The 22,862-nt window shown below is 70.1% G+C and carries 22 protein-coding genes and 1 riboswitch; of the genes, 14 read left to right on the top strand and 8 right to left on the bottom strand.

Annotated features, from left to right (window positions below; translation table 11 throughout):
• Nucleotides 1-32: 32 nt before the first annotated feature.
• The 5 genes from AB0L21_RS11320 to gcvT form a co-directional block, all read right to left on the bottom strand.
• Nucleotides 33-1,055 (bottom strand): phosphatidylinositol-specific phospholipase C domain-containing protein, encoded by a 1,023-nt coding sequence (locus tag AB0L21_RS11320; protein ID WP_365783483.1) that lies wholly within the window; start codon nucleotides 1,053-1,055, stop codon nucleotides 33-35.
• 207 nt (nucleotides 1,056-1,262) lie between these two features.
• Nucleotides 1,263-2,630 carry an L-serine ammonia-lyase gene (locus tag AB0L21_RS11315; protein ID WP_365783481.1) on the bottom strand — a complete coding sequence of 456 codons (1,368 nt, stop codon included), beginning with the start codon at nucleotides 2,628-2,630 and terminating at the stop codon, nucleotides 1,263-1,265.
• Between the two features lie 62 nt (nucleotides 2,631-2,692).
• Nucleotides 2,693-3,958, bottom strand: a complete 1,266-nt coding sequence (glyA, locus tag AB0L21_RS11310; RefSeq protein WP_365707812.1) for a serine hydroxymethyltransferase — start codon at nucleotides 3,956-3,958, stop codon at nucleotides 2,693-2,695.
• Between the two features lie 14 nt (nucleotides 3,959-3,972).
• Nucleotides 3,973-4,350, bottom strand: coding sequence for a glycine cleavage system protein GcvH (gene gcvH, locus AB0L21_RS11305; RefSeq protein WP_014675120.1), 378 nt, complete (start codon nucleotides 4,348-4,350; stop codon nucleotides 3,973-3,975).
• A 138-nt stretch (nucleotides 4,351-4,488) separates the two neighbouring features.
• Nucleotides 4,489-5,607: a glycine cleavage system aminomethyltransferase GcvT gene (gene gcvT, locus AB0L21_RS11300; RefSeq protein ID WP_365707810.1), complete on the bottom strand. Its 1,119-nt coding sequence runs from the start codon at nucleotides 5,605-5,607 to the stop codon at nucleotides 4,489-4,491.
• 155 nt (nucleotides 5,608-5,762) lie between these two features.
• Nucleotides 5,763-5,858, bottom strand: a riboswitch (glycine riboswitch).
• 179 nt (nucleotides 5,859-6,037) lie between these two features.
• On the opposite strand from gcvT, the gene AB0L21_RS11295 reads away from it, so the two are divergent.
• The 10 genes from AB0L21_RS11295 (at nucleotide 6,038) to AB0L21_RS11250 (ending at nucleotide 17,703) form a co-directional block, all read left to right on the top strand.
• On the top strand, nucleotides 6,038-6,706 hold the full coding sequence (locus AB0L21_RS11295; protein ID WP_365783480.1) for an AAA family ATPase: 669 nt from the start codon (nucleotides 6,038-6,040) through the stop codon (nucleotides 6,704-6,706).
• 66 nt (nucleotides 6,707-6,772) lie between these two features.
• On the top strand, nucleotides 6,773-7,564 hold the full coding sequence (locus AB0L21_RS11290; protein WP_365707806.1) for an enhanced serine sensitivity protein SseB: 792 nt from the start codon (nucleotides 6,773-6,775) through the stop codon (nucleotides 7,562-7,564).
• Nucleotides 7,565-7,701: 137 nt separating this feature from the next.
• Entirely contained in the window at nucleotides 7,702-8,520 is an 819-nt protein-coding gene (locus tag AB0L21_RS11285; protein WP_365707804.1) for an enhanced serine sensitivity protein SseB C-terminal domain-containing protein, read from the top strand.
• Nucleotides 8,521-8,870: 350 nt separating this feature from the next.
• The gene (locus AB0L21_RS11280; protein ID WP_365707802.1) at nucleotides 8,871-9,869 is read left to right on the top strand and encodes an ABC transporter permease; all 999 of its coding nucleotides are present in this window, start codon (nucleotides 8,871-8,873) and stop codon (nucleotides 9,867-9,869) included.
• A gap of 35 nt (nucleotides 9,870-9,904) precedes the next feature.
• A complete protein-coding gene (locus AB0L21_RS11275) occupies nucleotides 9,905-11,677 on the top strand; it encodes an ABC transporter substrate-binding protein (RefSeq protein WP_365707800.1) in 1,773 nt (590 codons plus the stop codon).
• A 72-nt stretch (nucleotides 11,678-11,749) separates the two neighbouring features.
• Nucleotides 11,750-12,757 carry an ABC transporter permease gene (locus AB0L21_RS11270; protein ID WP_365707798.1) on the top strand — a complete coding sequence of 336 codons (1,008 nt, stop codon included), beginning with the start codon at nucleotides 11,750-11,752 and terminating at the stop codon, nucleotides 12,755-12,757.
• Entirely contained in the window at nucleotides 12,754-13,848 is a 1,095-nt protein-coding gene (locus tag AB0L21_RS11265; RefSeq protein ID WP_365707796.1) for an ABC transporter ATP-binding protein, read from the top strand. Before AB0L21_RS11270 ends, AB0L21_RS11265 begins: the two co-directional genes overlap by 4 nt.
• On the top strand, nucleotides 13,845-15,506 hold the full coding sequence (locus AB0L21_RS11260) for a dipeptide ABC transporter ATP-binding protein (RefSeq protein ID WP_365783478.1): 1,662 nt from the start codon (nucleotides 13,845-13,847) through the stop codon (nucleotides 15,504-15,506). The genes AB0L21_RS11265 and AB0L21_RS11260 overlap by 4 nt, the downstream gene beginning before the upstream one ends.
• 98 nt (nucleotides 15,507-15,604) lie before the next feature.
• Nucleotides 15,605-16,996, top strand: a complete 1,392-nt coding sequence (locus AB0L21_RS11255; protein ID WP_365783476.1) for a M1 family metallopeptidase — start codon at nucleotides 15,605-15,607, stop codon at nucleotides 16,994-16,996.
• A gap of 47 nt (nucleotides 16,997-17,043) precedes the next feature.
• Nucleotides 17,044-17,703, top strand: a complete 660-nt coding sequence (locus AB0L21_RS11250) for a trimeric intracellular cation channel family protein (RefSeq protein ID WP_356340089.1) — start codon at nucleotides 17,044-17,046, stop codon at nucleotides 17,701-17,703.
• On the opposite strand, the gene AB0L21_RS11245 is transcribed toward AB0L21_RS11250, so the two are convergent.
• On the bottom strand, nucleotides 17,612-18,871 hold the full coding sequence (locus AB0L21_RS11245) for an alpha/beta hydrolase-fold protein (RefSeq protein ID WP_365783521.1): 1,260 nt from the start codon (nucleotides 18,869-18,871) through the stop codon (nucleotides 17,612-17,614). The genes AB0L21_RS11250 and AB0L21_RS11245 overlap by 92 nt on opposite strands.
• A 165-nt stretch (nucleotides 18,872-19,036) precedes the next feature.
• On the opposite strand from AB0L21_RS11245, the gene AB0L21_RS11240 reads away from it, so the two are divergent.
• Nucleotides 19,037-19,900 (top strand): thioesterase family protein, encoded by an 864-nt coding sequence (locus AB0L21_RS11240; protein ID WP_365783474.1) that lies wholly within the window; start codon nucleotides 19,037-19,039, stop codon nucleotides 19,898-19,900.
• Here the strand turns inward: AB0L21_RS11240 and AB0L21_RS11235 are convergent.
• A complete protein-coding gene (locus AB0L21_RS11235) occupies nucleotides 19,887-20,468 on the bottom strand; it encodes a TIGR03086 family metal-binding protein (RefSeq protein ID WP_365783472.1) in 582 nt (193 codons plus the stop codon). The two genes, AB0L21_RS11240 and AB0L21_RS11235, sit on opposite strands and share 14 nt — an antisense overlap.
• Before the next feature lie 113 nt (nucleotides 20,469-20,581).
• On the opposite strand from AB0L21_RS11235, the gene AB0L21_RS11230 reads away from it, so the two are divergent.
• Nucleotides 20,582-21,544: a YafY family protein gene (locus AB0L21_RS11230; protein WP_365783470.1), complete on the top strand. Its 963-nt coding sequence runs from the start codon at nucleotides 20,582-20,584 to the stop codon at nucleotides 21,542-21,544.
• Nucleotides 21,545-21,570: 26 nt separating this feature from the next.
• Here AB0L21_RS11230 and AB0L21_RS11225 read toward each other — a convergent pair whose 3' ends face one another.
• Nucleotides 21,571-22,197, bottom strand: coding sequence for a TetR family transcriptional regulator (locus AB0L21_RS11225; protein WP_365707784.1), 627 nt, complete (start codon nucleotides 22,195-22,197; stop codon nucleotides 21,571-21,573).
• A 144-nt stretch (nucleotides 22,198-22,341) separates the two neighbouring features.
• Between AB0L21_RS11225 and AB0L21_RS11220 the strand changes: the two genes are divergently transcribed.
• Together AB0L21_RS11220 and AB0L21_RS11215 are read left to right on the top strand one after the other, a co-directional pair.
• Nucleotides 22,342-22,509, top strand: coding sequence for a hypothetical protein (locus tag AB0L21_RS11220; protein WP_014675136.1), 168 nt, complete (start codon nucleotides 22,342-22,344; stop codon nucleotides 22,507-22,509).
• A gap of 52 nt (nucleotides 22,510-22,561) precedes the next feature.
• Entirely contained in the window at nucleotides 22,562-22,846 is a 285-nt protein-coding gene (locus AB0L21_RS11215) for a DUF4190 domain-containing protein (RefSeq protein ID WP_365783468.1), read from the top strand.
• Nucleotides 22,847-22,862: the final 16 nt, after the last annotated feature.

Genomic DNA, 22,862 nt, shown 5'->3' with positions numbered 1-22,862 from the left:
AGGTTGTCCCCCGTGAGCGCCGTTGCGGAACCTCAGCCTCGGGTGGTCACCGAACTCAGCAGCGACGCGGGCTTCGCCGACCAGTCCGAGGTGATCAGGCTCGCGTGGTTCTTGGCCAACAGGGCCAGGCGCGCGACGGCTTCGGCGTCCGTCGGGTTGGTGGAGGAGATCGCCGGTGACACGTTGTGGGCGTCCGTGGTGATCAGGATGTAGTGGTTCGCGGAGTGGAACGAGGTGTCGTAGCCGTTGTCGACGTACGTGGCAGCGTCACCGTCGAAGAACACGAACCAGGGGCGGATCGAGGCGTCGTAGCGGCTGGTGCGCGGATCGCCGTCCGCGGCGCCGAGGACGACCGGGAAGGCCTGGGCCGCCGAGATGTTCCCGGCCGCCTTCAGGTCACGCAGGTGGTCGCCGTACTCCTCGTCCGTCCAGTAGCTGTCGAACGGGTTGGACTGCTCCACCGTGCCCGGGATCAGGTCGAAGACGAACTTGCCCTTGAGGGAGTCCCGGGAGGGCCAGGCGTTGGCCTTCGCCGCCGCGTCCAGCGTGCCGTACGTCCCGCCGAGCAGATCGGCCGGTTTGTAGACGCTGCTGCCCAGCTTCCGCGCGACGAGCGTGTCGAACTCGTCCGGTCCGAGGCCCGCCTTGTCGTTGAAGCCGACCTTCATCTCGACCTTGACGACGATCGGCGGGTGGTCGGGGTGGAGCTGGTTCCAGGCGGCCATGTTGTCCAGGCAGCTGCCGAGGTCCTGGTTGCGGCTCTTGCCGTACAGCTCGCCCGGGGTCTTCGCCGCCTCGCAGTTGTTGTCGTTGCCCAGCGGGTTGCTGTGGCTGACCCGCCAGCGGCGGCTGATGCTGTCGACGTAGACGTCCAGCTCCAGCAGCGAGGCGCCGGAGTCCAACGCCTGTGCGAAGTACGTGTACTTGGCCTTGTCGTACGCGTTGTGCGTGCCGATGGCCGTCGTCTCGGAGAACTTCGGCGACGCCGCGTGAGCCTTGCCCGGCACCACCAGTAACAGAGCGGCGGCCCCCATGAGCGCCGCCGGCCGTCCCATCCCGCGTATCACCGAACTCCCTTTCGCTGCCGTCGAGTCGGCGGCAGCGTAGGGCCAAACGGTTACTGTGCGGTAGCCCCTGAGGGAACATCAGGACGGACCCGCGGGCGGGAGCGGCGGGGAGCGTTCGACGGCACCGGACGGGCGCCCGCCGTGACGCAACCGGTCACCGCACCGCCGGTGCCGGGCGGTGACCAGGCGACCGGATCAGCACTCGATGATGTTCACGGCCAGCCCGCCCCGGGCCGTCTCCTTGTACTTCACGCTCATGTCCGCGCCGGTGTCCTTCATCGTCTTGATGACCTTGTCCAGGGACACCTTGTGGGAGCCGTCGCCGCGCATCGCCATCTTCGCGGCCGTGACCGCCTTCACCGCGGCCATGCCGTTGCGCTCGATGCACGGGATCTGGACCAGACCGCCGACCGGGTCGCAGGTCAGGCCGAGGTTGTGCTCCATGCCGATCTCGGCCGCGTTCTCCACCTGCTCGGGGGAGCCGCCGAGCACCTCGGCGAGCGCGCCCGCCGCCATGGAGCAGGCGGAGCCCACCTCGCCCTGGCAGCCGACCTCGGCGCCGGAGATGGAGGCGTTCTCCTTGAAGAGCATGCCGATCGCGCCCGCGGCCAGCAGGAACCGCACGACGCCGTCCTCGTCGGCGCCCGGCACGAAGTTGATGTAGTAGTGCAGGACCGCCGGGATGATGCCGGCCGCGCCGTTCGTGGGGGCGGTCACGACCCGGCCGCCCGCCGCGTTCTCCTCGTTCACCGCCATCGCGTAGAGCGTGATCCACTCCATGGCGTGCGCCAGCGGGTCGCCCTCGGCGCGCAGCTGGCGGGCCGAGACGGCCGCGCGGCGGCGGACCTTCAGACCGCCGGGCAGGATGCCCTCGCGGGACATGCCGCGCTCCACGCACGCGCGCATCACCCGCCAGATCTCCAGCAGGCCCGCGCGGATCTCCTCCTCGGTGCGCCAGGCCCGCTCGTTCTCCAGCATCAGCGAGGAGATCGACAGGCCCGTCTCCTTCGTCAGGCGCAGCAGCTCGTCGCCCGTGCGGAACGGGTATTTCAGGACCGTGTCGTCCAGCTTGATCCGGTCCGCGCCCACCGCGTCCTCGTCGACGACGAAGCCGCCGCCCACCGAGTAGTACGTCTTGGAGAGCAGCTCCTTGCCGTCGGCGTCGTAGGCCCACAGCGTCATGCCGTTGGCGTGGTACGGCAGGGCCTTGCGGCGGTGCAGCACGAGGTCCCGGTCGAAGTCGAAGGCGATCTCGTGCTCGCCCAGGAGCCGGATCCGCCCCTCCGCCCTGATCGCCTCCACGCGCGCGTCCGCCGTCTCCACGTCCACCGTGCGCGGCGAGTCGCCGGTCAGGCCGAGCAGGACGGCCTTCGGGGTGCCGTGGCCGTGGCCGGTGGCGCCCAGGGAGCCGTACAGCTCCGTCCGGACGGCGGCGGCCTGCTCCAGGAGGCCTTCGTTGCGCAGGCGGCGGGCGAACATCCGCGCCGCGCGCATCGGGCCGACCGTGTGGGAGCTGGACGGGCCGATGCCGATCGAGAACAGGTCGAAGACCGAGATGGCCACGGTCACTCCTCAAGACAGCAGGGGGGCGGCGGGGCACCCTGTGCGGATGCCCCACCGGGGACTTACTTGTTCAGGCCCGGGTACAGCGGGTGCTTGTCGGCGAGCGCCTTCACGCGCGCCTTGAGGGCCTCGGCGTCGTAGGACGGCTTCAGCGCCTCGGCGATCACGTCCGCGACCTCGGCGAAGTCCTCGGCGGTGAAGCCGCGGGTCGCCAGGGCCGGCGTACCGATGCGCAGACCCGAGGTGACCATCGGCGGGCGCGGGTCGTTCGGGACGGCGTTGCGGTTGACCGTGATGCCGACCTCGTGGAGGCGGTCCTCGGCCTGCTGCCCGTCCAGCTCGGACGCGCGCAGGTCCACCAGGATCAGGTGCACGTCCGTGCCGCCGGACAGCACGTTCACGCCGGCCTCGCGGGCGTCCGGGGCCGTCAGGCGCTCGGCGAGGATGCGGGCACCCTCCACGGTACGACGCTGGCGCTCCTTGAAGTCGTCCGAGGCCGCGACCTTGAAGGACACCGCCTTGGCCGCGATCACGTGCTCCAGGGGACCGCCCTGGAAGCCCGGGAAGACGGACGAGTTCAGCTTCTTCGCGAAGTCCTTCCTGGCGAGGATGATGCCGCCGCGGGGGCCGCCCAGCGTCTTGTGGGTGGTGGAGGTGACCACGTCGGCGTACGGCACCGGGTTCTCGTGCAGACCGGCCGCGACCAGGCCCGCGAAGTGCGCCATGTCGACCCACAGGTAGGCGCCGGCCTCGTCGGCGATCCGGCGGAACTCGGCGAAGTCCAGCTGCCGCGGGTACGCCGACCAGCCCGCGATGATCACCTTGGGACGGTGCTCCTTGGCGAGCCGCTCGACCTCGGCCATGTCGACCAGGCCGGTCTCGGCGTCCACGTGGTAGGCGACCACGTCGAACTGCTTGCCGGAGAAGTTCAGCCGCATCCCGTGGGTGAGGTGGCCGCCGTGCGCCAGGTCCAGGCCGAGGATGGTGTCCCCGGGCTGGGCCAGCGCGAAGAGGGCCGCCTGGTTCGCGGAGGCGCCGGAGTGGGGCTGCACGTTGGCGTACTCGGCGCCGAACAGCTCCTTGACCCGGTCGATGGCGATCTGCTCGGCGACGTCGACGTGCTCGCAGCCGCCGTAGTAGCGGCGGCCCGGGTAGCCCTCGGCGTACTTGTTGGTCAGGACCGATCCCTGGGCCTCCATCACCGCGAGCGGCGCGAAGTTCTCGGAGGCGATCATCTCCAGGGTCGACTGCTGGCGGTGCAGCTCGGCGTCGACCGCGGCGGCGATCTCCGGGTCCAGCTCGTGCAGGGGCGTGTTCAGGACAGTCATACGGCTACGACTCCTCAGCCGGCGGAAAAGGCGGTGTACTCGTCGGCGGAGAGCAGGTCGGCCGGCTCCTCCGCGACGCGTACCTTGAACAGCCAGCCACCCTCGAAGGGGGCGGAGTTCACCAGCGACGGGTCGTTGACGACGTCCTCGTTGACCTCGGTGACCTCACCGGTGACCGGCGAGTACAGGTCGGACACCGACTTCGTCGACTCCAGCTCGCCGCAGGTCTCGCCCGCGGACACCGTGGAGCCGACCTCGGGGAGCTGGACGAAGACGACGTCACCGAGCGCGTTGGCCGCGTGCTCCGTGATGCCGACCGTCGCGACGCCGTCCTCGGCGGCCGACAGCCACTCGTGCTCCTTGCTGTAGCGCAGCTGCTGGGGGTTGCTCATGGCCTGAATTCTCCTGTACACGCGAGGGTGCTGATGACGGGGGGACTACGGAAACCGCTGGTGAGCGGGCGAATGTGCGCAGGGTCACGCCCCGGCCACGGGACCGGGGTCCCGAGGAGGCGCGACCGCGCCCAGTGTCTACTTCTGACGCTTGTAGAACGGCAGCGCCACGACCTGGTACGGCTCGTGGGTGCCCCGGATGTCCACGCCGACGCCCTCGGTGCCCGGCGCCGCGTGCGCCGCGTCGACGTAGGCCATGGCGATCGGCTTGCCGAGGGTGGGGGAGGGGGCACCGGAGGTGACCTCGCCGACCACCTCGCCCCCGGCGACGACGGCGTACCCGGCGCGCGGCACCCGGCGGCCCTCGGCGACCAGGCCGACCAGGACCCGCGGCGGGTTCTCCTGGGCCCGCGCGGCGGCCTCGGCGAGCGCCTCGCGCCCGACGAAGTCGCCCTCCTTCCCGAACTTGACCACGCGGCCGAGCCCGGCGTCGAAGGGGGTGAGGGAGGTGGTCAGCTCGTGCCCGTACAGCGGCATGCCCGCCTCCAGGCGCAGCGTGTCCCGGCAGGACAGCCCGCAGGGGACCAGGCCGGCGCCCTCGCCCGCCTTGGTCAGCGCCTGCCACAGCTCGACGGCGTGCTCCGGCCTGACGAACAGCTCGAAGCCGTCCTCGCCGGTGTAGCCCGTGCGGGCGATCAGCGCCGGGACGCCGGCGACCGTGCCGGGCAGGCCGGCGTAGTACTTCAGTCCGTCGAGGTCGGCGTCGGTGAGGGACTTCAGGATGCCGGGGGACTCGGGGCCCTGCACGGCGATCAGCGCGTACGCGTCCCGGTCGTCCCGGACCTCGGCGTCGAAGCCCGCGGCGCGCTCGGTGAGCGCGTCCAGCACCACCTGGGCGTTGGAGGCGTTGGCCACGACCATGTACTCGGTCTCGGCCAGCCGGTAGACGATCAGGTCGTCCAGGATGCCGCCGTCGGCCTGGCAGATCATCGTGTAGCGGGCGCGGCCGACCCCGACGGAGGCGATGTCGCCGACCAGGGCGTGGTTCAGGAACGCGGCGGCCTGGTCGCCGGTGACGGTGATCTCGCCCATGTGGGAGAGGTCGAAGAGCCCGGCCCTGGTCCGCACGGCGAGGTGCTCGTCGCGCTCGGAGCCGTAGCGCAGGGGCATGTCCCAGCCGGCGAAGTCGGTCATCGTCGCACCGAGCGCGCGATGCACGGCATCGAGCGCGGTGTGGCGGAGTTCAGTGCTGCTCATCGGACGGTCGTCTCCCAAGGCGAGCGGACAGGCGAGGAACGTTCCTCCCCATCTGTCATCGGAACCTGAGAGGTTCGCCACGACCGCCACAGGGACGATCACGGCTTGCACCGTGGGTGGAGCCACTGACACAGCGGCCCGCTTTTCAGATGTGCCTCGCCCGCGCGGTAACGGGGCCTGAGAGATTCAAGGGAGGGACTTGCTCCTTCGGCGTCCCAGCCCGGGGCTGGGAACTCTCCCGCGCGGATTCAAGCGGCCGGTATGCAGTTGGCGGGCACATCATTGCACGCCCCACCCCGCCCATCCAGAGCGCGCTCCTTGTGACCGGGCTGTGGCACAACGCACACGAACCTCCTACTGTTGCCCATTACCTTCTCTTTACATACAACGGGCATGGGGATGACCGAGCCCACTGGGGAGGACGATCACGGTGAACAGGACATCGGCCTACGCCACCGACACCGGCATCGCGGTGCCGGGACAGCCCTCCGCCCTGGCCCGCGAGCGCGGCGCGGACCGCCCCGCCCCGGTCGTGCGCGACCTGCGCGACCGCGGGGGCCGCAGCCCGCACGCCCTGCTCTTCGGCCCCCGCGACCTGGTGGTGATCACCGGTCTGCCCGGCAGCGGCAAGTCCACCCTGATGCACCGCGCGGTCACCGGCCACCGCGTCGACTCCCAGGACACCCGCGACCGCTGGGACGGCCGGGTCCCCCGCTTCGTCCCGTACGCCCTCTACCGCCCCCTGGTCCGCCTCGCCCACTACGCCGGGCTGCGCCGGGCCCTGCGCACCGGCGAGGGCGTCGTCGTGCACGACTGCGGCACCCAGCCCTGGGTGCGCGCCTGGCTGGCCCGCGAGGCCCGGCGCCGCGGCGCCACCCTGCACCTGCTCCTCCTCGACGTCAGCGCTGAGACGGCCCGGGCGGGCCAGCGCGAGCGCGGCCGGGGCGTCTCCCGCTACGCCTTCCGCCGCCACCGCCGTACCACCGCCCGGCTGCTGCGCGCGGTGGAGAAGGGGGAGCTGCCCGCCGGCTGCGGCGCGGCGGTGCTGCTGGACCGGGACGCCGCGGACGTCCTGAGCCGGGTCGGCTTCGCGCGGTGAGGCACTGTCACCGCCACCCGCTAGCCTTCTTGCTCACAGCAGTGGTTCCCAGCAGGCGGTAGGCAGATGGACTTCCCGGCGGACATTCCCGCGGACTTCCCGGCACAGGCACACCCCCACCCGCACGGCGGTTGGCCCGGCAACGAACTGGAGGAGGTGCTGTCGGCCTCCCTCGGCATCCCCTCGGCGGGCGGCCGGATCATCGAGGTCCTCGGCCGGAGCTTTCTGTGGATACCGCTGCCGGGCGGCGGGGGCCCGCACAGCGGCCCGCTGGACCTGCCGACGATGGACATCGACGGCCAGGTCTACGTCCCGGTGTTCAGCTCCGAGGAGCAGCTGCGCCAGGTGACCGGTTCCCACATGTCGTACACCATCGCCCCCGCCGTGGAGTTCGCGCGCGGCCTGCCGCCGCAGGCGGGCATCGCGGTGAACCCGGGCGGTGTGGTCGGTGTCCCGCTGCCGCCCGACGCCGTGGCCGAGCTGTGCCGCGCCGGCCGCACCCCGCTCGACGGCCCCAACACCGGCGCCCGGGTCCGCCTCTTCGAGCCCGACTGGCAGGACGACCCGGTCGACTTCCTCTCCGCGGCCTCCGCCGAGTTCGCCGAGACCGGCGTGGTCCTCACCGCCCGCCGCTGCCTGGCCGCCATCGAGACGGCCGACCCGGTGATGTTCGTGGGCGTGGAACTCTCCCAGTGGGAAGGCGACCTGCGGGCCCTGCCCCTGGACGCCCTCGGCAGAGCGCTCGGCAAAGTCCCGGTCAAGTGGCCGGTCAACCTGATCCTCATGGACGTGGCCGAGGACCCGGTCTCCGACTGGCTGAAGACGAACGTCCGGCCGTTCTACCAGTACGGCCACTGAAGGCATCGCAGGGGCGCGGGGAACTGCGCGACCAGTCACCCGCAACCCGCGCCCGCGCACGAACCCAAAGCCCCGGGCTGCCAGGCGCTTAAGCTGTCTCCAAACGAGGGGCAAACGAAGAAGGGCCGGTACAACAGGTGAGCGCGAGCCACAGCGGCAGCGTCGAGCACATGCTGCGCCAGGTCACCCCCGGACGCTACGACGCCTACGAGGCCCTGCTCCGCGCCCTCGCCACCCCCTCCTCCGGCCAGATCTGGATGCTCCTGTGGCACGGCCAGGCCGGCTCCCCGGACGCCCAGTACGGGGACATGGAGGTGGACGGCTGCCACTACGCCCCCTGCGTCACCTCCGCCCAGGAGCTGTCGGCCAGTGGCTGGAACCGTTCGTACGAAGTGGTCGACGGCCTCGATGTGGCCCGCACCCTCTACCCCGACCACTACGGCCTCTGGCTCAACCCGCACGCTCCGGGCGGCGGCGTCGGCATCCCCTGGCTGGATCTGCGCCGCATCGCCACCGGCCTGGACCGCCAGCCCGCCGGCCCGCTCCGGCTGTCGGAACCCGGCATCGAGATCCCGCAGTTCTACGCCCTGCTCGCGCAGAACGCGCACCGCACCCCCGCGCTCCGCTCGCTGCGCCGCGCCTGGGTGCAGCCCGCGCTCGGGGCGCCGTATCTCGCCATCGGCCTGGACGTGTACGAGACCTCGCCCGCCGCGGTCGACTCGGTGCGCGCGATGATGCAGCAGTCCATCGGCGCGGTCCCGGAGGGGCTGCCGGTGTCGACGGTCGCGATGACCGACGACTACGACCCGGTGGTGATGTGGATGCGGGCCAACGCGCGCCCGTTCTACGACCGCGAGGCGCACGCCCCCGTGCCGCAGCCGCAGCTTCAGGCCCCGGTCCCGCCGCAGGCCCCGGCCGGCGGGTACGGCTACCCACCGGTGCACGGCGGTTACTGACAACTGAGCGGAGTGGCCGGGACTTTGAGACCGGGTCGCAGAATTTACACGGACGACACACTTCTGCGCGCGTAGACATCGCCGGATCGCCCCGAACCGCGCAGTTTCGCCGTTCTGCCCCAACTGGCCCGCGTCCGATGCCCGTTACCCACTGATCGGATAACGGAATCCCCTGGACTGCATCACGGTTGCGCATACTTTCGCCGTCAGCTCTGGCGGGTGATCGCAAAGACGCTGAAGACTCCCGACTCAGACATGAGGTCGAGACCTCATGCTCGATGGCAAGTCGACAAAGCCGCAATCCGCGGCAGGCGCAGGCCGGTCACCACCGGCGAGAGGGGTCGCTCACCGTGACCGCACCGATCGAGACCACCGGGGCGGCAGCCGAGGCACAGCCGGAGGCTGTGCTGGAGGGTGCCGGTAAGGGGCAGATCGAGGGTCGTTCCCTGGGCCAGATCGCCTGGACCCGGTTCAAGAAGGACAAGGTCGCCGTCGCGGGCGGCGTCATCGTGATCCTGCTGATCCTTCTCGCGATCCTCTCCCGCCCCATCCAGGCCGCGTTCGGGCTCGACCCCAACGCCTTCAACCAGGACCTGATCAGCCCGGACACCTCGCTGCCGAAGGGCAGTTTCGGCGGCATGAGCGCGGATCACCCGCTCGGTGTGGACCCGAAGTTCGGTCGGGACATCGCCACCCGCGTCCTGGAGGGGTCCTGGGTGTCGCTGGTGGTCGCCTTCGGCGCCACGATCCTGTCCAACGTGATCGGCGCCATCATGGGCGTCATCGCGGGCTACTACGGCGGACGGGTGGACTCGATCATCAGCCGGCTGATGGACACGTTCCTCGCCTTCCCCCTCCTGCTGTTCGCCATCTCCATCTCCGCCACCCTCCAGGGCGGCGCGTTCGGCCTGGACGGACTGCCGCTCCACCTGAGCGTGCTGATCTTCGTCATCGGCTTCTTCAACTGGCCCTACCTGGGCCGGATCGTCCGAGGCCAGACCCTCGCCCTGCGCGAGCGCGAGTTCGTCGACGCCTCCCGGGGCATGGGCGCCAAGGCCCCGTACATCCTGTTCCGGGAGCTGATGCCCAACCTGGTCGGCCCGATCATCGTCTACTCGACGCTGCTCATCCCGACCAACATCCTCTTCGAGGCGTCCCTGAGCTTCCTCGGCGTCGGCATCCAGCCCCCGCAGGCGTCCTGGGGCGGCATGCTCCGTGAGGCGGTCAACTTCTACCAGGTCGACCCGATGTTCATGATCGTCCCTGGTCTCGCCATCTTCGTGACCGTCCTGGCGTTCAACCTGCTGGGTGACGGTCTCCGCGACGCTCTCGACCCGCGCAGCCGCTGACGCCTGCCGCGGAGAGCCCGAAAATTTTCCGATCAATGGAGGGGAAAGCGCCCATCATGCGAAGGTCAGCGCTGGCCGCGATCGCGGCCATCGGCTCCGCCAGCCTGCTTCTTGCAGGTTGCAGCAAGGCCGATGACAACAAGAACGAGAACGGCACCAAGTCGGCCGGGGCCAACGCCGCGACCAAGGGCGTCGTCAACGCGTCCGACAAGAAGGGCGGCACGCTCACCTACGAGCTGTCCGACGTCCCGGACTCGTTCGACCCGGGCAACACGTACTACGCGTACATGTACAACCTCAGCCGGCTGTGGGCCCGCCCGCTGATGACCTTCAAGCCCGGCCCCGGCGAGGAGGGCAACGCCCTCGTCCCGGACCTCGCGGCGAGCAAGGGCGTCCCGAGCGACGGCGGCAAGACCTGGACGTACAAGCTGCGTTCGGGCCTGAAGTACGAGGACGGCACGCCGATCACCTCGAAGGACGTCAAGTACGCCGTCGAGCGCTCCAACTTCGCGCGTGACGTGCTCTCCCTCGGCCCGAACTACTTCCAGCAGTTCCTGGCCGGCGGCGACAAGTACAAGGGCCCGTACAAGGACAAGAGCGACAAGGGCCTGTCCTCCATCCAGACGCCGGACGACACCACGATCGTCTTCCACCTGAAGCAGGCCTTCCAGGAGTTCGACTACCTGGTCGCCGCCCCGCAGACGGCCCCGGTGCCCAAGGCGAAGGACACGGGCGTCGACTACGTCAAGCACATCGTCTCCTCGGGCTCGTACAAGTTCCAGAGCTACGCGGAGGGCCAGCAGGCCGTCCTCGTCCGCAACGAGAACTGGGACGCGAAGACCGACCCGCTGCGCAAGCAGCTGCCGGACAAGATCGTCGTCAAGCTGAAGGTCAACCCGGAGACGATCGACAAGGACGTCCTCGCGGGCAACGCGATCGACCTCGGCGGCACGGGTGTCCAGGCCGCGACGCAGGCCCAGGTCATCACCGACCCGTCGAAGAAGGCCAACACGGACAACACCTACGGTGGCCGTCTGGTCTACATGGCGATCAACACCAAGGTCGCGCCGTTCGACAAGGTCGAGTGCCGCAAGGCCGTCCAGTACGCCATCGACAAGGTCTCCGTGCAGACCGCCGAGGGCGGCCCGATCCGTGGTGAGATCGCCTCCACGGTCCTCCCGCCGGACATCCCGGGCTACGCCAAGTCCGACGTCTACGCCACCAAGGACAACAAGGGTGACGTCGCCAAGGCCAAGGAGCAGCTGAAGGCCTGCGGCAAGTCCTCGATCTCGACGAACATCTCGGCCCGTTCGGACCGTCCGCAGGAGATCGACGCCGCCACGGCGATCATCAACTCGCTGAAGAAGGTCGGCATCAACGCCAGCCTGAAGCAGTACCCGTCCGGTAAGTACTTCACCGACTACGCGGGCGTGCCGAAGTTCACCAAGAAGCAGAACATCGGCCTGGAGATGATGCAATGGGGCGCCGACTGGCCCTCCGGCTACGGCTTCCTGCAGCAGATCCTGAACGGCAAGGCGATCAGCCAGTCCGGTAACACCAACCTGTCGCAGTACGACAACAAGGACGTCAACGCCCTGCTGTCCAAGGCGATCGGCACTCAGGACGACAACGAGCGCAACAGCCTCTACACGCAGATCGACAAGAAGGCCATGGACGACGCCATCCTCGTCCCGCTGACCTACTTCAAGGTCCTGCTGGCCCGCCCGCAGAACTACACCAACCTGGTTTCCACGGCGGCCTTCAGCGGTCAGTACGACTACCTCAACATCGGCGTCGCGTCGAAGTAGCAGCCCCGGAAGGCAGGTGAAGGCATTGGTGCCCGCGGGCTTCGCGGCCCGCGGGCACCAGCGCCGATCCCCGTGATCTCGTACATCCTCCGCCGGACGTTCGCGGCAGTGATCCTGCTGCTGGTCGTCTCCGCGGTCACCTTTGCCATCTTCTTCCTGCTGCCACGGCTCGCCGGCCAGACAGCGGATCAGCTGGCGCAGCAGTACATCGGCAAGAGCCCGTCGAAGGCGGACATCGCCGCGGTCAAGCACAACCTCGGTCTGGACCAGCCCGTCTACGTCCAGTACTGGCACTTCATCAAGGGGATCGTGGCCGGCGCCGACTACAACCTCGGGCCCACCACGGTGCACTGCGACGTGCCGTGCTTCGGCTACTCCTTCAAGGACCACGTCGCGGTCTGGCCGCAGCTCACCCAGCGCATTCCGATCACCCTCTCGCTGGCCGCGGGCGCCGCCGTGCTGTGGCTCGTCTCGGGCGTGGCCATCGGTGTCATCTCCGCGCTGAAGCCACGCTCGGTCTTCGACCGCACCTTCATGGGCGTCGCACTCGCCGGTGTCTCGCTGCCCATGTTCTTCACGGGTAACCTGGCGATCCTGCTCTTCGTCTTCAACTGGCCGATCTTCGGACGCGACTACGTCCCGTTCACCGAGAACCCCGAGCAGTGGGCCAACACCCTCTTCCCGGCCTGGTGTTCGCTGGCGCTGCTGTACTCCGCCATCTACGCGCGGCTCACCCGCTCGGGCATGCTGGAGACGATGAACGAGGACTTCATCCGCACGGCCCGCGCCAAGGGCCTGCGCGAGCGCAACGTCGTGGTCCGGCACGGTCTGCGCGCGGCCCTCACCCCGATCATCACCGTGTTCGGCATGGACCTCGGTCTGCTGCTCGGCGGCGCCGTGATCACCGAGAGCGTCTTCTCGCTGGGCGGCATCGGTCAGTACGCGGTCCAGGGCATCACCGACAACGACCTGCCCAAGATCCTCGGCGTGACGCTGCTCGCCGCCTTCTTCGTCGTCATCGCAAATCTTGTGGTGGACGTGCTCTACGCCGCCGCCGACCCGCGGGTGAGGCTCTCGTGACCGAACTCTCCAAGACCGGCGCCGCGGTGGGCGAGCCCACCGAGTCCGGCAAGGCCCCCGAAGCCTTCCTGGAGGTCCGCGACCTCAAGGTGCACTTCCCGACCGACGACGGCCTGGTGAAGTCCGTCGACGGGCTCAGCTTCTCGCTGGAGAAGGGCAAGACCCTCGCCATCGTCGGCGAGTCCGGCTCCGGCAAGTCCGTCACCTCGCAGGCCATCATGGGCCTGCACCGGCTCGGCACCCGCGGCAAGAACGTGCGGATGTCCGGCGAGATCTGGCTGGACGGCAAGGAACTGGTCTCCGCCGGCCCGGACGAGGTGCGCAAGCTCCGCGGCCGTGAGATGGCGATGATCTTCCAGGACCCGCTGTCCGCGATGCACCCGTACTACAAGGTCGGCGACCAGATCGTCGAGGCCTACCGGGTGCACCACGACGTCAGCAAGAAGGTCGCCCGCGCGCGGGCCATCGAGATGCTCGACCGCGTCGGCATCCCCGAGCCGGCCAAGCGCGTCGACGGCTACCCGCACGAGTTCTCCGGCGGTATGCGCCAGCGCGCCATGATCGCCATGGCGCTGGTGAACAACCCCGAGCTGCTCATCGCGGACGAGCCGACCACCGCCCTCGACGTGACCGTCCAGGCGCAGATCCTCGACCTGATCCGTGACCTGCAGAAGGAGTTCGGCTCCGCGGTCATCATGATCACCCACGACCTCGGTGTGGTCGCCGAGATCGCCGACGACGTCCTCGTGATGTACGGCGGCCGGTGCGTGGAGCGCGGTCCGGCCGGCGAAGTCTTCGAACAGCCGCAGCACCCCTACACCTGGGGCCTGCTCGGCTCGATGCCCCGCATCGACCGCGAGACCTCCGAACGGCTCATCCCGGTCAAGGGCTCGCCGCCGAGCCTCATCAACGTCCCCTCGGGCTGCGCCTTCCACCCCCGCTGCCCGTACGCGGACATCCCCAAGGGGAACGTCACCCGCACGGTGCGCCCCGAGCTGGAGCAGGTGAGCACCGGGCACTGGTCCGCCTGCCACCTCTCGGCCGAGGACCGCCAGCGGATCTGGACCGAAGAGATTGCGCCCAAGCTGTGAGTGAGACCAAGAAGACGGACACCGTCGCCGAGGCCGCGGTCCCGAAGCAGGCGTCGGCTCCCGAGGAGCGGGACGTGCTGCTCAAGGTCGAGGGGCTGACCAAGCACTTCCCGATCAAGAAGGGCATCCTGCAGCGCCAGGTCGGCGCCGTGAAGGCCGTCGACGGCATCGACTTCGAGGTGCGCAAGGGCGAAACCCTCGGCGTGGTCGGCGAGTCGGGCTGCGGCAAGTCGACCATGGGCCGGGTCATCACCCGCCTCCAGGACCCGACCGGCGGGAAGATCACCTTCGAGGGCCAGGACATCACGCGGCTGAGCACCGGGCAGATGCGCCCGCTGCGCCGCGACATCCAGATGATCTTCCAGGACCCGTACGGCTCCCTGAACCCCCGGCACACCATCGGCTCCATCGTCTCGGCGCCCTTCCGGCTGCAGGGCGTGGAGCCCGAGGGCGGGGTGAAGAAGGAGGTCCAGCGGCTCCTCGACCTGGTCGGCCTCAGCCCCGAGCACTACAACCGCTACCCGCACGAGTTCTCCGGCGGTCAGCGCCAGCGCATCGGCATCGCCCGCGCGCTCGCTCTCAAGCCGAAGCTGGTCGTGGCCGACGAGCCGGTCTCCGCGCTGGACGTGTCGATCCAGGCGCAGGTCGTGAACCTGATGGACGACCTCCAGCAGGAGCTGGGCCTGACCTACGTGATCATCGCGCACGACCTCTCGGTCGTCCGGCACGTCTCGGACCGCATCGCGGTGATGTACCTCGGCAAGATCGTGGAACTCGCCGACCGCACCTCGCTGTACGAGTCGCCGATGCACCCGTACACCAAGGCGCTGATGTCGGCGGTGCCGGTGCCGGACCCGAAGCGCCGGGGCCAGAAGAGCGAGCGCATCCTGCTCCGCGGCGATGTGCCCTCGCCCATCGCCCCGCCCTCCGGCTGCCGCTTCCACACCCGGTGCTGGAAGGCGACGCAGATCTGCCAGACCACCGAGCCCCGGCTCGTGGAGCTGCGGCCGGGCCAGCGGGTCGCCTGCCACCACCCCGAGAACTTCGCCGACCAGGCCCCGCAGGACACGGTCCTGCTGACGGCGGCGAAGGAGGCGTCGGAGCTGGTACCGGACGCGGTTCTCTCCGAGGGTCCGGCCGAGAAGGAACCGGTGCCGGAGAAGGCCACGGCTGCCGAGGAGACGGCTGCCGAACAGGCGGCGGTCTCCGAGAAGCCGGCGGCTTCTGAGGAGGAGTCGGCTTCTGGGGAGGCGGCTGCTTCCGAGGAGGGGGCCGCGTCCGGCAAGGCGGCGGTTTCTGAGGAGGAGTCGGCTTCCACGGACGAGACGGCTTCCGAGGAAGAGGCGGTTTCCGCCAAGGCGGCTTCCCAGGAGGAATCGGCTTCCGAAGAAGAGGTGGCGGCTTCTGAGGCGGCGGCTTCCGAAGAGGTGGCGGCTTCCGGTGTGAAGACCGGTCCCGGCGCGAAGGTCGCGGCCGGGAAGACCGCGCCCGAGGCCGACGCCCCCGCCGAGGAGCCCACCGCCGCCACCGGTGCCGGGGCCGACGATCCGGCGGAGGGGTCGGGTGACACGGGGGGCGTCGCCGAGGAGACCGGCCGCGAGGCCGAGGCCACCGGCAAGGCGTCCGGCGCCGACTCTCAGGAGTCAACCGGCAAGTAGCACATGACGACTAGGTAAAGTCATGCACATGCCTGAGCGGGAGAGTGCAGAGTCGTCCGTGTCCGACCACTGATCGGCACGCTCGAAAGGGACGACACATGGCACTCTCCCGTTCGGCACGTCTGGGGGCTGTCGCCACCGCGGCAGCCTCCTTCCTCGTCGTCGCCGCCTCCTCCGCCCCGACCCCCGGCGCCCCCGGCATCGGCGACCCCTACTTCCCCCGGCTGGGCAACGGCGGCTTCGACGCCCGCCATTACGACCTGGACGTCGCCTACGCCCCGGACACCGGCCGCCTGGACGGCCGTACGACCCTCACGGCGCGCGCCACCCAGAAGCTCTCCTCCTTCGACCTCGACCTCCAGCAGCTGGAGGTCACCGGTGTCCAGGTCGACGGCAGATCCGCGCGGTTCACGCGCGACGGCGACGAGATCACCGTCACTCCGCGCCACCCGCTCCCCGAGGGACGGGACTTCACCGTCTCGGTGACCTACGGCGGCGTACCGCAGGCCCTCGGGGGGCCGATCGTCTTCGGCTCCGACTACGGATGGATGAAGACCCCCGACGGCGTCTTCGTCGCCTGCGAACCCAACGCCGCCTCCACCTGGTTCCCGTCCAGCGACCACCCCGCCGACAAGGCCACCTACGACATCCGGATCAAGGCTCCCCGGGGCCTGACCGGCGTCTCCAACGGCCGGCTGGTGTCGACGTACGACAAGGGCGGCTCGACGTACACCCACTGGCGGGAGTCGAAGCCGATGGCGACCTACCTCGCCACCGCCACCATCGGGAAGTTCGACGTGCGCACCGGGCGCACGCCCGGCGGCACCCCCATCTACGTCGCCGTCGACCCCGTGCTGAAGAACAGCAACAACGTCGACGTCTACGCCGTCACGGCCGCCGCCACCGACTACTGGTCGCAGGTCTTCGGGCCGTACCCCTTCGAGGAGACCGGCGCGATCGTCGACGACATGCCGGAGGCGGGGTTCTCGCTGGAGGTGCAGAGCAAGCCCGCCTACTCGGCCGTGCGCAACGAGTCGACCATCGTCCACGAGCTGGCCCACCAGTGGTTCGGCGACTCGGTGAGCGTCGCGCAGTGGAAGGACATCTGGCTCAACGAGGGCTTCGCCACCTACGCCCAGTGGCTGTGGGCCGAGCACCAGGGCACCCGCACCGCCCACGACTCCTTCCTGGCCGGCTACACCTCCCGCCCCGCCGACTCCGCCTTCTGGAAGATCAAGGTCGCCGACCCCCAGCGGGACACCATGTTCGCCTCCGCAGTCTACCAGCGCGGCGCGATGACGCTCCAGATGCTGCGCGAGCGGATCGGCGACACGGCCTTCTTCAAGCTGATCCCGGCCTGGACGAAGCTCCACCGGTACGGCAACGCGGACACCGCCGACTTCATCCGCCTCGCCGAGCGCGTCAGTGGGCAGCAGCTCGACGATCTCTTCGACACCTGGCTGTTCACCACAGGGAAACCCGCGCTGTGAGCCTGGCTTTGTAAGGTGCGCGCACTCCGACAGGTGAGAATGTCAGGGTGCAGCTCCAGCAACTCTTCAGTCCCTCCGTCCAGCACACGCTCGATGTGATCGGCATCTTCGTCTTCGCGATCTCCGGCGCCCTGCTGGCCGTACGGAAGAACTTCGACGTCTTCGGCATCGCCGTCCTCGCCGAGGTCACCGCGCTGGGCGGCGGGCTGTTCCGCGACCTGGTGATCGGAGCCGTGCCCCCGGCCGCCTTCACGGACCTGGGCTACTTCGTCACCCCGCTGCTCGCCACGCTCGTCGTCTTCTTCCTGCATCCGCACGTGGAGCGCATCCAGGCGGCGGTGCTCGTCTTCGACGCGGCCGGCCTCGGCCTGTTCTGTGTCAGCGGTACGACGAAGGCGTACAGCTACGGCCTCGGCCTGACCGCGTCGGCGACGCTGGGCCTCGCCACCGCCGTGGGCGGCGGCGTCCTGCGGGACGTGCTGGCCAACGAGGTGCCCTCGCTGCTGCGCTGGGACCGCGACCTGTACGCGGTCCCGGCGATGGTCGGCGCCACGATGGTCGTCCTGTGCATCCGCTACGACGTCCTGACCCCGCTCACCAGCGGGCTCGCGGTGATCACTGCCTTCGTGCTGCGGCTGCTCGCGATGCGGTTCCACTGGCGAGCGCCGCGTGCGTGGAACCGCCGGTCGACGGTGACCGAGGAGTAGTCCCGCGAGCCGTCCCGACGACGGAGGTGTCCTGCCCCTCGGCGTGGCTCTGGCCCATCTGGAGGGTCAGCCAGCGGAACACGGTGTCGACCTGCGGGCGCCACAGCGCCATGGTGTGACCGCCCGCGCTGCGCGGCAGGAACACCACCCGCACGGTGGTCGGCGCCTTGGCGACGGCCTCCAGGGCCATGCCCGCCTGGTAGCCGTCGCCGGACTCGCCGGAGAGATACAGCGCGATCCGGGGCGGCACGGCCGCCTGCCTGAGCAGCAGACAGGGGTTGTTCGCGGCGCGCAGGGCGGGGGTCTGGGCGGCGAGGGAGTCGCGTTCGCCGATCGGGTCGTTGTAGCCGGACATGCTCACCGCGGCCCGGTACCGGTCGGGGTGGGCCACGGCGAGCTTCACCGCGCAGTGCGCGCCCGCCGAGTACCCGGCCACCGCCCAGCCCTGCGGGGCGGGCTGGGCCCGGAAGTTGTCCATGACCATCTTCGGGACGTCGATGCTGAGCCAGGTGTCGGCGTTGACCTGACCCGGGATGTTGGCGCAGCCCGTGTCCACGCCCGCCAGCAGGTTGGTGCGCGGCGCGACCAGGATGAACGGCGCCACCCGGCCGCTCCTCATCAGCGGCAGCAGCTGCTCGTGCGCCTTGAGCGACCCGAACCACGCCTTCGCGGAACCGGGGTAGCCCGGCAGCAGCTCCACCACCGGGAACTTCTTGTTCCGGTAGGCCGGTTCGCCGTACTGCGGCGGCAGCCAGACGTAGACCTCGGCGTTCACGCCGGAGACCCGGCCCTTGAGCTGGGTGACGCGGACTCCGCCGGCCGCGCGCATGCCGGGCCCGTCGGCGGCCGTGAAGGTCTGACCGACCTTGGGCAGCCGGGTCACCGTGATACCGCCGGTGCCGTCCTTGCCGAGGTCGGCGGCCTGCTGGACGTGGTCGCCGGTGCCGAGCAGGTCGGCCCAGTTGTCGTAGAGGTTGTTCTGGTTGTTGACCAGTACGAAGACCAGGGTGACGGCCGTGCCCTGGGCGAACAGCAGCATGAGGACCCGGGCCGTGATCCGCAGGGGTTTCGGCCCGCGCATCCGCGACCACAGGACGAGCGGCAGTATGAGGGCGACGACCGACAGCAGGACGGTCGTGTAGAGGAACGCGGTCCCGGTGAGGCTCATGTCCCCATAGAGGGGAATCCGCAGCAGCGGGTTGTGGACGAGTCCGGACACTTACCGAGAAATTGCCGGAACCTCACCCGGGAGCGGGAGCGGATCAACCGCCGATCGCCTCACCGCACGACAAGAAAGCTACCGCTTAGTAGTTTTCTGCTGTACCGTGCAGCCATGCCAGAAGCAGCTTCCGCCCCCTCCCCAGCGCGGGCCCTGACCGGCGACAGCGAGTTCGACCGCGACACCGCGGTCACCCGGCGCGAGCCCGGCGTCTACGACATCGACCTCTCGGCCGGCTGGACCATCGTCAGCGCCGTCAACGGCGGCTATCTGCTGGCCGTCCTCGGCCGGGCCCTCGCGGACACCCTCCCGCACCCGGACCCCTTCTCCATCACCGCGCACTACCTGACCGCCTCCCGGCCCGGCCCGGCGGTCGTCCGCACCGAGACAGTCCGCACCGGCCGCACCCTCTCCACCGGCCAGGCCTCGCTCTTCCAGTACGACGACGAGGGCAACGAGGTCGAACGCATCCGCGTCCTCGCCTCCTACGGCGACCTCACCACCCTCCCCGACGACGTCCGTACGACCGCCACCCCGCCCGCGATGCCCCCGCTGGAGCAGTGCTTCGGCCCCGAGGACGGGCCTGCCCCGGTCGAGGGCAGCTCCGCCATCGCCGACCGGCTGATGCTCAAGCTCGACCCCGCCACCCTCGGCTGGGCACTCGGCGCGCCCTCCGGCAACGGTGAGATGCGCGCCTGGTTCGGCCTCGCCGACGGCCGGGACGCCGACCCGCTCTCGCTGCTCCTCGCCGTGGACGCCCTCCCGCCCACCGCCTTCGAGCTGGGCCTCAAGGGCTGGGTGCCGACCGTGGAACTCACCGTCCACGTCCGCCACCGCCCGGCCCCCGGCCCGCTGCGGGTGTCCATCACCACCCGCAACCTGGCCGGCGGCTTCCTGGAGGAGGACGCCGAGGTGTGGGACAGCGCGGACCGCCTGGTCGCCCAGTCCCGTCAGCTGGCCCGGGTCAGGCTCGGCTGAGCGGCTTGCGCCCCAGCCAGGCCGCCAGCCGCTCGTAGGGGCCGGCTCCCTCGGGGGCCGGCACCGGCGCCTCGAAGGGGCGGCCCTCACGCGGCCCCTCGGGCAGGGTCTCCCGCGCGGCGGCCAGCGCGAACTCGGCCGGCTCCGGATCGAGCGCGAGGGGATGGCCGACCGCCTCGGAGAGATCCCAGGTGTGCGCCACGATCTCCATCACATACGCGGACAGCGCGGCCCGCCCGGGGATCTCGCCCCAGGGCACGCGCACGGACGACGCCATCCGCTCCTCGCTCGCCCAGGCCTTCACGGCCTGCTCCCTGACCTCGTCGTACGCCTCCGCCCAGCGGTGGTCCGGGACGTCGGGGGCGGTCATCGGCTCGGACTGGCCGTCGGCGCCCTCACCCACGAGCGCGATCCGGCGGGTGCCGCCGACGACATGGCTCAGCAGCGCCCGCACGTCGAACTCGGTGCAGGGCGTCGGGAGGGTCAGCTGGTCGGTGCGTACGGTCCGGACGAGCTCGGCCGCCTGGGCGGTGGCGCGGACGTACAGGGGGCGGGGATCGATGGACATGCCAGGCCTCTCTCACATGGATGCGCGTCGGTGCTGGGAAGAGGCTCTCCGAAAAACCTGACAACCACTGTCAGGCATTGATCCGGCCACCCGTACGACGAGATCCTGGCGCGGTGAAGTCCGACCGACTGCTCTCGATCCTGCTGCTCCTCCAGACCCGGGGCCGCGTCCCCGCGCCCGAACTCGCCGACCGGCTGGAGGTGTCGGTCCGCACCATCTACCGCGACGTCGAGGCGCTGTCCGCCGCCGGCGTCCCGGTGTACGCCGAGCGTGGCCGGCACGGCGGCATCGAACTCCTCCCCGGCTTCCGTACCGACGTCACGGGGCTGACCGCCGACGAGTCCCGCGCCCTGTTCATCCTCGCCGCACAGGGCGCCCATGCCGCGCTCGGCCTCGACGCGGCCCTCGGCTCGGCGCTGCGCAAGGTGATGGCCGCGCTGCCGGCGCCGCACCGGCCCGCCGCCGAGGTGACCAGCCGCCGCATCCTGGTCGACGCCACCCGCTGGAAGAGCGGACCGCGGCAGGCCGTCGACCTGGACGTGCTCCAGGACGCGGTGTTCTCCGACCGGCGGCTGAGGCTGCGCTACCGGCACGGCGGGGAGCGGGAACCGCGGACGTACACCGTGGATCCGTACGGCCTCGTCGCCAAGGCCGGGGTCTGGTACCTGGTCGCCGACCGGCGCGGCCGGCCCCGGCTGTTCCGCGCCGACCGCGTGCGCTCGGCCCGTCTGCTGGACGAGCCCGTAAGGCGCCGGCCCGGGGTCGAACTCGCCGACGTCTGGGAGCTGTTGCGCCGGCAGGTGGAGGAGCGGGAGAACGAGATCGAGGTCACCGTGCGGGTACGGCGTGAACTGCTCGACATGTTCCAGCGCATGGTCGCCGCACAGCTGACGGCTCCGCCCGAGGACGACGGCGCGAGCGAGTGGGTCACCGCGCGGCTGGCCTACCCGGTGCTGCGCGCCGTACGCCAGCTCCTCGCCTTCTCCGACCGCGTGGAGATCCTGGACCCGCCCGAGGCCCGCGCGGAACTGCTGGCCGGGGCCCGCTCCGTGGCGGCCCTGTACCAGCAGGGCTGAGCGGCGGCTCCTGCGTCGGGGACGGCTCAATCCAGCCAGTGGCTGCGGCCGATGCTGATGAGCCGCAGCTGGCGGGTGGCGAGCCGCGTCACCCGCTCCCGATCCTCCGCCGGGGCCTCCAGCGCCTCCAGGAACAGGGAGGCGGTGATGAGCATCTGGTCGACGTAGAGGTGCGCGAGCATCAGCAGGTCGTCGTCGCTCCAGCCCGCCGCCTCCGGATCCTTGGCCAGCTCGGCCTTCACCTCCTCGGCGAACCGGTGCAGTTGGGCCCGGATCGCCTCGCGCACCGGCTGGACTCCGCCATGTCGCTCTCGGGCGATAAAACGGACATGTGCGGGGTACGCGTCTACATGACGGGCGATCAACTCGATGGCACGCGTGATGCGTTCCTCGCTGTCGCCCGTGGTGGACACCGTCGTCCGCACCATCGGATGCAGGCTGCCCAGCGCCTCGTCGACCAGGGCCACACCGAGGTCGGCGGTCGAGCGGAAGTGCCGGTAGAAGGCCGTCGGGGCGACACCGACGGCCCGGGTGACCTCGCGCAGACCCAGGCTGCTCAGACTCTGCTCCTCCAGCAGCGCGAGCGCCGCGTCAAGGAACGCCTGCCGGGTCTTCTGCTTCTGGGCCTGCCGGATACCGAGGGTGTGACTCATGTCATCCAGTTAACAACTGTTCTCTGGAATTGAGAAGCCGTCGGGAGCGCTAGACTCGAAGTCAGTGAACAACTGTTACTACAACTGTTTACCGAAACTTCACACCGGCTGAACACGAGGCCACCGGAGGGGGGATCTCATCCCATGCTGTTCCTCGTCGCCGCACTCATGCTGCTCGGCGTCGTGCTGGGCACCGTCGCTCACGCACCGCTGACCGTCACCGCCGTCCTGGCCGCCGTCATCGCCGTCTGGCTCGGCGTCTTCGCGATCCGCGAGCGCCACGGGCGCCGCCGCCACACCTCGGCCAACTGACCGCCCGACTTCGGCCAGCCGACCCCGGAAAGGACTTCAGGAGCTGAGCATCATGCACCTCACCGCACCGGCCACCGGCCGCACCCGCACCGACGCCCGCCCGCGCACCCGCGACGCCGACGGCATGGCCGTCGCGTCCTTCGTCCTCGGCCTCCTCGGCCTGCTCGTCCTCAACCTCTTCCTCGGCCCGATCGCCATCGTCCTGGCCGCGGTCGCCCTCTGGCGCGGTACGACCCGCCGGGGCCGCGCCTATCTCGGCCTGGCCCTGGGCATCGCCGACCTGGCGGTCCTGGTGACGGCGATGGAACTCTCGGGCACGGTGTCCTGGAGCCTGTGACCCACGCCGGCGTGCC

This window comes from Streptomyces sp. NPDC052721, assembly GCF_040678315.1.
In the GTDB taxonomy this organism is placed as follows: domain Bacteria; phylum Actinomycetota; class Actinomycetes; order Streptomycetales; family Streptomycetaceae; genus Streptomyces.
The sequence above is the reverse complement of the archived record's forward strand: the minus strand, read 5'-3'. Positions and strand labels throughout refer to the sequence as shown.

Excerpts from the sequence above, each read along its gene's own strand:
- AB0L21_RS11290 (WP_365707806.1), top strand. The coding sequence starts at position 6,773 with ATGGACTTCCCGGCGGACATTCCCGCGGACTTCCCGGCACAGGCACAC.
- AB0L21_RS11320 (WP_365783483.1), bottom strand. The coding sequence starts at position 1,055 with ATGGGACGGCCGGCGGCGCTCATGGGGGCCGCCGCTCTGTTACTGGTG.
- AB0L21_RS11255 (WP_365783476.1), top strand. The coding sequence starts at position 15,605 with ATGGCACTCTCCCGTTCGGCACGTCTGGGGGCTGTCGCCACCGCGGCA.
- AB0L21_RS11220 (WP_014675136.1), top strand. The coding sequence starts at position 22,342 with ATGCTGTTCCTCGTCGCCGCACTCATGCTGCTCGGCGTCGTGCTGGGC.
- AB0L21_RS11240 (WP_365783474.1), top strand. The coding sequence starts at position 19,037 with ATGCCAGAAGCAGCTTCCGCCCCCTCCCCAGCGCGGGCCCTGACCGGC.
- gcvH (WP_014675120.1), bottom strand. The coding sequence starts at position 4,350 with ATGAGCAACCCCCAGCAGCTGCGCTACAGCAAGGAGCACGAGTGGCTG.
- glyA (WP_365707812.1), bottom strand. The coding sequence starts at position 3,958 with ATGACTGTCCTGAACACGCCCCTGCACGAGCTGGACCCGGAGATCGCC.
- AB0L21_RS11245 (WP_365783521.1), bottom strand. The coding sequence starts at position 18,871 with ATGAGCCTCACCGGGACCGCGTTCCTCTACACGACCGTCCTGCTGTCG.
- AB0L21_RS11225 (WP_365707784.1), bottom strand. The coding sequence starts at position 22,197 with ATGAGTCACACCCTCGGTATCCGGCAGGCCCAGAAGCAGAAGACCCGG.
- AB0L21_RS11215 (WP_365783468.1), top strand. The coding sequence starts at position 22,562 with ATGCACCTCACCGCACCGGCCACCGGCCGCACCCGCACCGACGCCCGC.
- gcvT (WP_365707810.1), bottom strand. The coding sequence starts at position 5,607 with ATGAGCAGCACTGAACTCCGCCACACCGCGCTCGATGCCGTGCATCGC.
- AB0L21_RS11275 (WP_365707800.1), top strand. The coding sequence starts at position 9,905 with ATGGAGGGGAAAGCGCCCATCATGCGAAGGTCAGCGCTGGCCGCGATC.
- AB0L21_RS11235 (WP_365783472.1), bottom strand. The coding sequence starts at position 20,468 with ATGTCCATCGATCCCCGCCCCCTGTACGTCCGCGCCACCGCCCAGGCG.